General features: G+C 71.3%; 7 protein-coding genes. All 7 read left to right on the top strand.

Going from position 1 to position 10,269, the window contains the following annotated elements; all coding sequences use genetic code 11:
* The first annotated feature begins 9 nt into the window (after positions 1-9).
* The 7 genes from J2Y49_RS25390 to J2Y49_RS25360 are packed head-to-tail and all read left to right on the top strand — an operon-like array spanning position 10 to position 10,260.
* Positions 10-2,346 (top strand): Wzz/FepE/Etk N-terminal domain-containing protein, encoded by a 2,337-nt coding sequence (locus J2Y49_RS25390; RefSeq protein WP_310117931.1) that lies wholly within the window; start codon positions 10-12, stop codon positions 2,344-2,346.
* Between the two features lie 53 nt (positions 2,347-2,399).
* Positions 2,400-3,557, top strand: a complete 1,158-nt coding sequence (locus J2Y49_RS25385; protein ID WP_310117929.1) for a glycosyltransferase — start codon at positions 2,400-2,402, stop codon at positions 3,555-3,557.
* Entirely contained in the window at positions 3,554-4,564 is a 1,011-nt protein-coding gene (locus J2Y49_RS25380; RefSeq protein WP_310117927.1) for a glycosyltransferase, read from the top strand. Before J2Y49_RS25385 ends, J2Y49_RS25380 begins: the two co-directional genes overlap by 4 nt.
* A complete protein-coding gene (locus J2Y49_RS25375; RefSeq protein WP_310117925.1) occupies positions 4,561-6,123 on the top strand; it encodes an O-antigen ligase family protein in 1,563 nt (520 codons plus the stop codon). The genes J2Y49_RS25380 and J2Y49_RS25375 overlap by 4 nt, the downstream gene beginning before the upstream one ends.
* Complete coding sequence (locus tag J2Y49_RS25370) at positions 6,108-7,280, top strand: glycosyltransferase family 4 protein (RefSeq protein ID WP_310117924.1); 1,173 nt, start codon at positions 6,108-6,110, stop codon at positions 7,278-7,280. Before J2Y49_RS25375 ends, J2Y49_RS25370 begins: the two co-directional genes overlap by 16 nt.
* Entirely contained in the window at positions 7,280-8,572 is a 1,293-nt protein-coding gene (locus J2Y49_RS25365) for a glycosyltransferase family 4 protein (RefSeq protein WP_310117923.1), read from the top strand. The genes J2Y49_RS25370 and J2Y49_RS25365 overlap by 1 nt, the downstream gene beginning before the upstream one ends.
* A complete protein-coding gene (locus J2Y49_RS25360) occupies positions 8,569-10,260 on the top strand; it encodes a hypothetical protein (protein ID WP_310117922.1) in 1,692 nt (563 codons plus the stop codon). The genes J2Y49_RS25365 and J2Y49_RS25360 overlap by 4 nt, the downstream gene beginning before the upstream one ends.
* Positions 10,261-10,269 lie beyond the last annotated feature (9 nt).

Below are 10,269 nucleotides of genomic sequence, written 5' to 3'. Positions count from 1 at the left end.
GTTCAGCCCATGGAAGCACCGGAACACCGCCTGCCATCCGGCGCGGCCGGTTTCGCCTCCGGTCTGGTCGCACCGCCGGTCGGTTCGGGCGCCGACAAGGTCGACGTCAAGCGGCTGGCTCAGACCCTCTGGCGCCAGAAATGGCTGATCCTGGGCATCACCGCGGTCCTATGGCTGCCGGCGGTTCTTCTGATCAACTCCATGACGCCGCTCTACAGCGCCTCCACCGTGGTGGTGATCGACCCGCACCCGAACCGGGTCATCAACATCCCCTCGGTGTCGGAGCCGATGGGCATCTATCAGGACACCGTCAACACCGAGGTCGAGATCCTGCGGTCCCGCGATCTCGCCCGCCGGGTGGTGGAGGCGCTGAACCTCGGGCAGGAACCGGAGTATGCGGCGACCGCCGACAAGCCCGGCCCGCTCACCCCGCTGCTGGAGGACGGCCGCGCCCTGCTGATCGACGTGGCCGGCGCCCTGCCGGAGCCGCTGTCCGCCATGCTGACGCCACCGCCCCGCCCCGCCGCCCCCACCGGCGACGCGGCCGAGGTGGAAAGCGCCCGCCTGATCGACGCCTTCCAGAAGAACCTGCGGGTCAGCCCCGGCGTGCAGTCGCGCGCGATCCGCATCACGGTGGAGGCCAAAGACCCGCAGTTGGCCGCCCGCGCCGCCAATGCGGTGGCCGACGCCTATATCGCCATCCAGGTGGAGGCGAAGCGCAACGCCACCCAGCGCGCCAGCGAATGGCTGCAGAGCCGGCTGGACGAACTGCGCCAGGACATGACCGCCACCGGCCGCGCCGCGGTCGACGCGATGCGGTCGGAAACCGGCATGGTGAAGGGCCGCGACGCCCCGCTGGTGAACGAGGAGATGTCGGCCCTCAACGCCCAACTGGCGGAGGCGCGGTCCGCCCACGCCAACGCCCAGGCCCGGCTGCGCCAGTTGCAGGCCGTTCGCCCCGGCAACCCGGAATCGCTGGTCGGCGCCGACATCGGCGGCGATCCGCTGATCACCGGCCTGCGCCAGCGCCAGGCGGCGCTCAGCGCCCAACTGGCGGAGTTGCGCGCCCAATATGGCGACCGTCATCCGGCGCTGACCCGTCCGGCCGCCGAACTGCGCGACCTGAACGCGTCGCTCGCCACCGAAGTCGACCGCGTGGTCCGCGGCCTGCGCGGCGAGGTGGAGCAGCAGGTCGCCAGAATCCAGGACCTCAGCCGGCGGCTGGAAGGCCTGCGCACCGAATCCTTCGACACCCTCCAGGCCGACGTCCGTCTGCGCGAACTGCAGCGGCAGGCCGATGCCTCCGACGACAATTACCGCCGCGCCGTCAACCGCCTGAAGGAGACACAGGTGCTCCAGGCGCTGGAGATGACGCCGGACGTGCGCATCGTGTCATCGTCCTCAGTGCCGACGGGTCCGGTCGGGCCGGGCAAGACGGTGCTGGCCGGGCTGGCCGCGGTCGTCTGCGGCGCCATCGCCACCGGCATCGCACTGGTGCGCACCATGGGCCAGCGCGGCGTCTACAGCTCCCATCAGGTGGAGGCCCTGCTGGGCCTGCCGGCGGTCGGCATCGTGCCGCTGCTGGGCCGGGCCAAGCGGGGACGCGGCGCAAACTCCACCCGCGAGGCCGCCCGCGACCCCTATGCGGAGACCGGCAGCGGCGATTTCGCCGAAGCGGTCTGGCGGCTCTGCGCCCGGCTGCGGCTGGTCCGCACCGGTGCCGAAACGGCCACCGCCAAGGGCGGCGAGGTCATCATGCTGACCTCTTCCGTCGCGGGCGAGGGCAAGACGACGATGGCGGTGGCGCTGTCCGCCTTCCTGGCCGAAGCCGGCCGCCGCGTGGTGGTGGTCGATTGCGACACCCGCCGGCCCAACGTCCACCGCCTGCTGGGCAACGGCCGGCCGCCCAAGGGCCTGACCGACCTGCTGGACGGCGACGCCACGCTGGATCAGGTGGTGCATCTGGACGAGCGCCGCCGGGTGGCGGTGATCGCCGCCGGCCGGCCGGTGGACCGGCCGCAGACCCTCCTCGGTTCCCAAGCGATGCTGTCGCTGCTGGTCGAACTGTCCGAACGCTACGACGTGATCGTGCTCGACACGCCGCCGGTGCTGTCGGTGTCCGACGCGCTGATCCTGGCGCCGCTGGCCGACCGCATCCTCTATGTCGTGCGCTGGGCGCGCACCGCCTCCAGCCTCGCCGGCGCCGGCATCAAGCAGGTCCGGCAGGTCGGCGGACGGGTCAGCGGGGCGGTGCTGTCGATGGTCAACGCCCGCGAACACGCGAACCTCGAATATGGCGCCCGCCCGCCCAGCGGCCGCTCCTACCGCCTGCGCCGCATCGCCTGAGCGGCCGGTTTCCAGCCTTTCGTGAAGGCCTGCCCCTTGCCGGAGAACCCACCATGAAAGTCGCGATCGTCCATTACTGGCTCGTCGGGATGCGCGGGGGTGAGAAGGTTATCGAAGCCCTGTGCGAGCTGTATCCGGAGGCCGACGTCTTCACCCACGTCTATCGGCCGGAGCGCATCTCTCCGGTCATCCGCAGCCACCGGGTCACCACCACCTTCATCGACCGGCTGCCGATGGCCCACCGGATGTACCAGAAATACCTGCCGCTGATGCCGCTGGCGCTGGAACAGCTCGACCTCAGCGCCTACGACCTGGTGATCAGCAGCGAATCCGGCCCGGCCAAGGGCGTGCTGACGCGGCCCGACGCGCTGCATGTCTGCTACTGCCACACGCCGATGCGCTATGTGTGGAGCGGCTATCACGACTATCTGTCGTCGGCGGGCCCGGTCATCCGGCCGCTGATGCCCTACGCCATCCACCGCCTGCGGCAGTGGGATCTGGCGACCGCCGCGCGGGTCGACCGCTTCATCGCGAACTCCGAGACGGTGGCCCAGCGCATCTGGCGGGTCTACCGCCGCGACTCCACCGTCATCAACCCGCCGGTGGAGACCCGCCGCTTCGCAACCGCCCAGCCGCCCGGCGACCATTACCTGTTCGTCAGCCAGCTGGTGTCCTACAAGCGCGCCGACGTGGCGATCGAGGCCTTCAACCGCATGGGCCGCAAGCTGGTCGTCGTCGGCGAGGGCGAGGAGTTCCGCCGGCTGAAGCAGATGGCCGGACCGACGGTGGAACTCCTCGGCCACTGCTCCGCCGAGGAGCTGGACCGGCAATATGCCGCCTGCCGCGCCCTGGTCTTCACCGCCAACGAGGATTTCGGCATCGTGCCAGTGGAGGCGATGGCCGCCGGCCGGCCGGTGATCGCCCTGAACCGCGGCGGCGCCACGGAAACGGTGAAGGACGGCCTGTCCGGCCTGTTCTTCGACCAGCAGACGCCCGAAGCGCTGATCGAGGCGGTGGAGCGGTTCGAGGCGCAGGAACGCCGCTTCAACCCAGCCGTCATCCAGGCCTATGCCGCCCGCTTCGACCGGGCCGTGTTCAAGACGCGGCTGCGCGAGACCGTCGACAGCTGGATGAACGGCGAGGAACCGTCGCTGGCCCCGGCACGGGCCGCTGTCCACGGCGCCCGCGGGCGGGAGCTGGCCCCGGCATGAGCGAGACCATGAGCACCACGGCCATTTCCCGTCCCAGCGCCCTGGTCCCTATCGACCCCGACGCGACCGAGCGCCTCGGCGTCACCGTGATCGTCCCGACCTACCGCCGGCCGGACCAGCTGGCCGGGTGCCTCGACGGGCTGGTCCGGCAGACCCTGGCGCCCGCCCAGGTGATCGTCACGGTGCGCGACACCGACCCCGCTTCCGCCGAGGTCGCCCGCCGCTACGAGGGCGCGCTGGCGATGCAGGTCGTCGAGATCGAGGTGCCGGGACAGGTTGCGGCCATCAACCGCGGCATGGACCATGCCCGCGCCGACATCGTCGCCATCACCGACGACGACGCGGTCCCCCATCCAGACTGGGTGGAGCGCATCGAGGCCTGGTACCGCACCGATCCCAGGATCGGCGGCGTCGGCGGACGCGACCATGTTTATCACGACGGCGTGCCGGAAACCGGCGAGAGGCGGATCGTCGGCCGGCTGCAATGGTTCGGCCGCGTCATCGGCAACCACCATCTGGGCGTCGGCCCGGCGCAGGACGTCGATGTCCTGAAGGGTGCCAACTGGAGCTTCCGCCGAGCCGCCATCACCGACGAACGGCTGAACACCCGGCTGCGCGGCAGCGGCGCCCAGGTCCGCAACGAGGTGGATTTCTGCCTACGGCTGTCCCGCCGCGGCTGGCGGCTGGTCTACGATCCGCTGGTGGCGGTCGACCATTTCCCGGCTGTCCGCTTCGACATCGACCAGCGCGGATCCGACCATTTCCACCCGCTGGCGCAGGAGAACGCGACCTACAACGACACCATCGCCCTGATGGCCCATTTCACCCCGGCCAACCGCATGGTCTTCGCCGCCTGGGCCTTCCTGGTCGGGACCTGCGAGTTTCCCGGAGCGGTGCAATGGGCGCGGCTCGCCCTGCGCGGCGACCGGCATGCCGGGGCGAAGCTGGGCGCCACCCTGCGCGGCCGGCTGGCCGGGATGCGCGATTGGCGGGAGTCGCCGGCATGACCTTCGCCACTGCCGGCGCCGCCGCGGGGATCGACCAGCCCCGGCTGGGCCACCACCAGGGTGGGGACGGCCTGCCGTCCGTCGCCAGGATGGCCCCCGCCCTTTTCTGGTTCGTGGTGGCGATACCGGTGCTGATGGGCAAGGCCGGCCTGCTGGAGATCATCTTTCCGATCGGCGCGCTCGCCACCGGCGCCCTGCTGGTGACGCGCGACCCCGCCCGCTTCGCCGCCTTCACATGGTGGCTGTGGTTCCTGACGCCGGAGGTGCGCCGGCTGGTCGACTATCAGGCGGGGTGGAGCGTGATCAGCCCAGTCATGGTGACGCCCTTCGCGGTCGGCGCCATGACCTGTCTGGTGATCGCGCAGTATCTGCCGATGCTGCGCTACCGCGCCTATTTCGGCTTCGTGCCGGTGATGATCGGGCTGTTCTACGCCTACGTCAACGGCGTCACCCAGGCGGGCATGGCGGCGGCGACCTTCGCGCTGCTGAACTGGCTGGTGCCGGTGGCGCTTGGCCTCTATGTCGCCCTGCACTGGCCGATCTATCCGCAGATCCGCGACGCGGTGCTGCGCGCCTTCGTGCTGGGGATGACGCTGGTCGGCGGCTACGGGCTGATCCAATATTTCGTCATGCCGCCCTGGGACGCGCGCTGGCTGATCAATGTCGGCATGACCAACCAGGGCCTGCCGCTGCCGATGCAGGTGCGGGTGTTCAGCACGCTGAACTCCTCCGGCCCGTTGGCCTTCCTGCTGGTGACCGGGTTGGCCGTGCTTCCGGCGGCCCGCGGTATCCTGGTGCCGATCGCCGGCGCCCTGGCGCTGGGGTCGCTTCTGCTCAGCCTCGTCCGCGCCGCGTGGCTGGCGGGGCTGTTCGTCTTCGTCTGGCTGCTGCTGACCATGCCCGGACGACACCGGCTGCGGCTGGTGGCGGTCGGCTGCGGGCTGGTGCTGTGCTCCCTGCCGCTGCTCAGCGTGCCGATGGTCAATCAGGCCATCGTCAAACGGTTCGACACGCTGAACTCGATGGAGAACGACCGCAGCTATCAGGAGCGGCAGGAGTTCTACGGCCGCTTCCTGATCCAGGCGCTGACGGAGGTGCGCGGTGCCGGGCTCGGCACCGTCGACACCGCGACCAAGCTGACCAACGAGGACGGCCATCTGGGGGCCATGGCCTATTTCGACAGCGGCATCCTGCGCGTGCCCTACGAACTGGGCTGGCCCGGCACGCTGGGCTATGTCGCGGGCATCGTCACGCTGATGGTCGGGCTGTTGCGCCGGGGCGGCGCCCCGCCGGATCCCTTCGCCCGCTGTGCCGAGACCGCCGCACTGACGATCCTCGGCTGCATGGTGTTCGAACACACGCTGGTGAAGGTCACGGGCGTCGGCTTCTGGTTCTTCCTGGGCATGGGCATGGCCGCGAAGAATTACGGGCTCGCCAGCCTGCAACCCGCCCCGCAACCGGCGGCACTCCCAGGCGAACCGCGCCCCGAGGACATGCGCTCCAAGGACGACCGCCCCGAGGAAGAGCGCCAGGAGGACAATCGATGGACGGAAGCCTGACCTTCCCCGCGGAGATGCGGGAGGCCAGCGTGCTCCAGCTCGGGCTGGGCTGGTTCCCGGAAACCCATGGCGGGGCGGAGAACATGTTCTACCACCTCGCCCGCCACCTGCCGCAGCAGGGCATCGCGTTCTCCGGGCTGGTGCTCGGCAACACCTCCGCCACGCTGGACAACGGCGCCCGCATCGACAGCTTCGCCCCGCCGACCGCCTCGCTGCCGCGCCGCGTGGCGGCGGCGCGCACCGCCATCGCCGCGGCGCTGCGCCGGCAGGCCCCCGACCTCGTCGCCTCCCATTTCGCGCTGAACACGGTGGGGGCGCTGCCCGCCCTGCGCAACCGCCCGCTGGTCGTCCATTTCCACGGCCCTTGGGCGCTGGAAAGCGCCGCGGAAGGGGCCGGCGCCCTGTCGGTGCGGCTGAAGTTCCTGGTGGAGCGGCTGGTGTATCACCGCGCCACCCGCTTCGTCGTGCTGTCCCGCTCCTTCGGCACCATCCTGGCCGAGCGCTACGGCGTGCCGCCCGACCGCATCCACCGGGTGCCGGGCGGGGTCGAGGCGGACCGCTACGACCTTCCCGACAGCCGGCAGCAGGCGCGGGCGCGTCTTGGCTGGCCGCAGGGACGTCCCGTGATCCTGACGGTCCGCCGTCTGGTGAAGCGCATGGGGCTGACCGCCCTGGTGGATTCCATGGTGGAACTGCGCCGCCGGGTGCCCGACGCGCTGCTGGTCGTCGCCGGCCGCGGCCCGGAAGCGGCGGCGCTGCAGGACCGCATCGGCGCGCTTGGGCTGGAGGAGCATGTGCGTCTGCTCGGTTTCGTCCCCGACGCGCAGCTGCCGCTGGCCTATCGCGCCGCCGACCTGTGCGTGATGCCGTCGCAGGCGCTGGAGGGCTTCGGCATCACCGCTCTGGAATCGCTGGCCTCCGGCACGCCGGTGCTGGTCACCCCCGTCGGCGGCCTGCCGGAGGTGGTGGAGGGTTTGGACGGCGACCTCGTGCTGGCGGGGACCGACGCGCGCGCCATCGGCATCGGACTGGCGGAGGCGCTGACCGGCGTCCGCCGGCTGCCCGACGCCGACGCCTGCCGGTCGCTGGTGCGCACCCGCTTCGACTGGCCGGTGATCGCCGCCCGCACCGCCGCCGTCTACCGCGACGCCCTGTAATGAGCACCATCGTCATACTCTGCGACCATGCCCATCCCAGCGGCGGGCTGGCCAAGGTCGCCATCGCCGGGGCGGTCGGGCTGGCGCGGCGCGGCCATCGGGTGCATGTCTTCTCCGCCGTGCCGCCCATCGACCCCGCCCTGCTGATCGACGGCATCACCGTCCATTGCCTGGAACAGCCGGACCTGAAGGGCAACGCCGACCGCGTGCAGGCGGCGCTCCGCGGCATCTGGAACCGGGAGTCGGCCCGCGCGCTCGACGAGTTGCTTGCCCGCTGCCCGGCCAACGATACGGTGATCCACATCCATGGCTGGGCCAAGGCGCTGTCGCCCAGCGTCTTTCCGGTCTGCCGCCGCTCCGGCCTGCCGGTGCTGCTGACCCTGCACGACTATTTCCCGCTCTGTCCGAACGGCGCCTTCTTCGTCTTTCCCGAGGGCGTCAACTGCCCGCACCGGGCGCTGTCCGCCGGCTGCCTCGCGACGGACTGCGACGCCCGCGCCCGGCATCACAAATGGTGGCGGGCGGCCCGGCATGCGGCGGGCGCACTGGCCGGCGGCTTCACCGGCGGCATGGCGTTGGTGACGCTCAGCGACCGCCAGCGCGCGGTGATCGCGCCACATCTGCCCCCCGGCACCGTCACCCTGCCCATCCCCAACCCGGTGGAGGTGGCGGACGAGATTCGTGACCGCGGCCCCGCTCCCGTCGCGGACAGCCGCCATGTGCTGTTCGTCGGCCGCCTGTCGCGCGAGAAGGGCGCCGCCCTGCTGGCCGAGGCGGCGGCGCAGGCCGGAGTTCCGGCCCGTTTCGTCGGCGACGGCGACGAGACCGAGGCGGTCCGCCGCTTGAACCCGGAGGCCGAGCTGGCCGGCTGGCTGCCGCCCGGCGCGGTGCTGGAGGAGGTCCGGCGGGCACGGGCGTTGGTGGTGCCGTCGCTGTGGTACGAAACCTTCGGGCTGGCCGCCTACGAGGCGCTTGCCAACGGCGTTCCCGTGATCGTCAGCGACAATTGTGCGGCGGCGGAGGCGGTGCGGCCGGGCGGGAACGGTTTCCTGTTCCGCAGCGGCGACGTCGCCGACCTCGCCCACTGTCTGCGCCTGCTCTCCCATGATGGCGAGGTGGCGCGGATGGGCCGCGCCGCCTATGCCGACTATTGGCGGGCACCCTTCACGCTCGACCGCCATCTCGACCGTGTGGAGGAGGTCTACCGCGCCGCCCTCAGCGGCGGACTGGCTGCGATGGCCCGGCTCGACACCAGCCCGCCGCTGGGCGCGGCGCGGGCCTGCGCCCCATGACGCCCCCTCCCCCGCTTGTCCCCCCCATCGGCAGGCGCATCGGCAGGCGCCTGCTGCTGGCCGCGGCGCTCGCCTTTCCCGCCGCCGCGCAGGCAGCACAGGACAAACCGTTGCGCCCCCGTCCCGATCCGTCGCCGTCAACCGATCCCGCCCTGTCGATCCGCGACCGCGGCGCCATCGGCGACGGGCGCAGCCATCCGCTGTCCGAACGCTACAAGAGCTTGGAGGCGGCGCGGCGCGTCCATCCGCATGTCCGCTCGCTCGACCAGGAATGCGACTGGGCCGCCCTGCAGGGTGCCGTGCTGGAGCTGTCGCGGTCGGGCCATGGCGGGACGGTGATGGTGCCGCCCGGCCATTACCGGCTGGACGGTGAGATCGTCCTGCCCAACCTCGACGGTTATGACGAGGCCTTCAACGAGGTGGAGATCGTCGGTGCCGGCATGCGCGCCTCGCTGCTGTCCTGGCCGGAGGATCTCGGCCCCGGCCGCTTCGGCATCCGGGCGGGAAGCCGGCTGGCGGCTCGTGACGGCACTTTGACCGACAACGACGGCTACCAGCGCAGCCGCATCGCCCATCTCAGCCTGCAGGGACCGAAGCCCGGCAACCGGCCGGGCGACCCGCCGCCGGGCATGGGCGGGGTGGCCCTGACCTCCCGCTTCGTGTTGGAACGGGTGGGGGTGTTCGGCTTCCGCGCCGGGGTGGATGTCTGGCGCGACCATTCCTCTCTGATCTCCTGCCAGCTGACCAAGAACCACATCGGCGCCTATTGGTCGGCGGGGACGGAGAGCTTCGGCGATCATCTGTTCCTCGACACCGACCTTGCCGGCAACACGCTGGCCTCCATCGCCGTGGCGCCGGAGAACGGCATCGACCATTCCAGCTTCATCTCCTGCCATTTCGGCTTCTCGCCCTACGGCATCCTGGCGGAGGATGGAGCTCCGAAGCGCACCTTCCTGTCGAACAACAAGTTCCTGGACTGCGCCTTCGAGGCCTGCGGCAACGGCTGGATCCATGGGCCCCTGGCGGAGATGTACGGCAACAGCCTGATCGGCTGCAGCGGTTCGCTCCTGCCCCGATACCGGCTGGCGAAACAGCCGACGGCCGGCCTGATCGTGGTGCGCTCGCTGGAGCGTAACCGGTTCACCGGCGGCACCGCCAGCTTCGGCGACGGCACCAACGACCGCGCCGCCGACATCCAGACCGCCGCCATCGTCGCCGCCAGCGCCGTCGGCAACCGGTTCGACGATGCCGACCGCCTGATCCGCCTCGGCCGCGACGGGCTCGCCCCCGCCTTGTCGGTCACCGGAACCTGCCGCGCCAACCGGTTCGAGGCGCAGGACTGTTCCGGCGAGTTCCGCAAGGTCGGCACCGGCGGCGTCGATGCCGGCAATCTGGTGCAGCGCGACTATGACCGCGTCCGCCGCCTGGAACCGGACCGCCCGGCCGACGGCGTCGCCCTCACCTCCGCCTCTGCCGGGGGTGTCGTCCCCATCGCCACCACCGGCGCCGCCCCGGTCGGCAAGACCCGCGGCGCCATCCGCATGGGAACCGTCCTGCGCCCCGCCGGCGCCATGCCGCACCGGGTGGACCCGGGGCCCGGTTCCGCCGCACCGGTGGGCATCGCCGTGGTGGACGCACCGGCGGGCAGCGACAGCGTGATGGTCGACCTGCGGCTGGAAGTCAGGTGAGGCGGTCGT

Source organism: Azospirillum sp. BE72 (genome assembly GCF_031455875.1).
Classification (GTDB): domain Bacteria; phylum Pseudomonadota; class Alphaproteobacteria; order Azospirillales; family Azospirillaceae; genus Azospirillum.
The sequence above is the reverse complement of the archived record's forward strand: the minus strand, read 5'-3'. Positions and strand labels throughout refer to the sequence as shown.

What these genes read in the sequence shown, in the direction of transcription:
- J2Y49_RS25385 (WP_310117929.1), top strand. Translation starts at nt 2,400, where the DNA reads ATGAAAGTCGCGATCGTCCATTACTGGCTCGTCGGGATGCGCGGGGGT.
- J2Y49_RS25380 (WP_310117927.1), top strand. Translation starts at nt 3,554, where the DNA reads ATGAGCGAGACCATGAGCACCACGGCCATTTCCCGTCCCAGCGCCCTG.
- J2Y49_RS25370 (WP_310117924.1), top strand. Translation starts at nt 6,108, where the DNA reads ATGGACGGAAGCCTGACCTTCCCCGCGGAGATGCGGGAGGCCAGCGTG.
- J2Y49_RS25365 (WP_310117923.1), top strand. Translation starts at nt 7,280, where the DNA reads ATGAGCACCATCGTCATACTCTGCGACCATGCCCATCCCAGCGGCGGG.
- J2Y49_RS25360 (WP_310117922.1), top strand. Translation starts at nt 8,569, where the DNA reads ATGACGCCCCCTCCCCCGCTTGTCCCCCCCATCGGCAGGCGCATCGGC.
- J2Y49_RS25390 (WP_310117931.1), top strand. Translation starts at nt 10, where the DNA reads ATGGAAGCACCGGAACACCGCCTGCCATCCGGCGCGGCCGGTTTCGCC.
- J2Y49_RS25375 (WP_310117925.1), top strand. Translation starts at nt 4,561, where the DNA reads ATGACCTTCGCCACTGCCGGCGCCGCCGCGGGGATCGACCAGCCCCGG.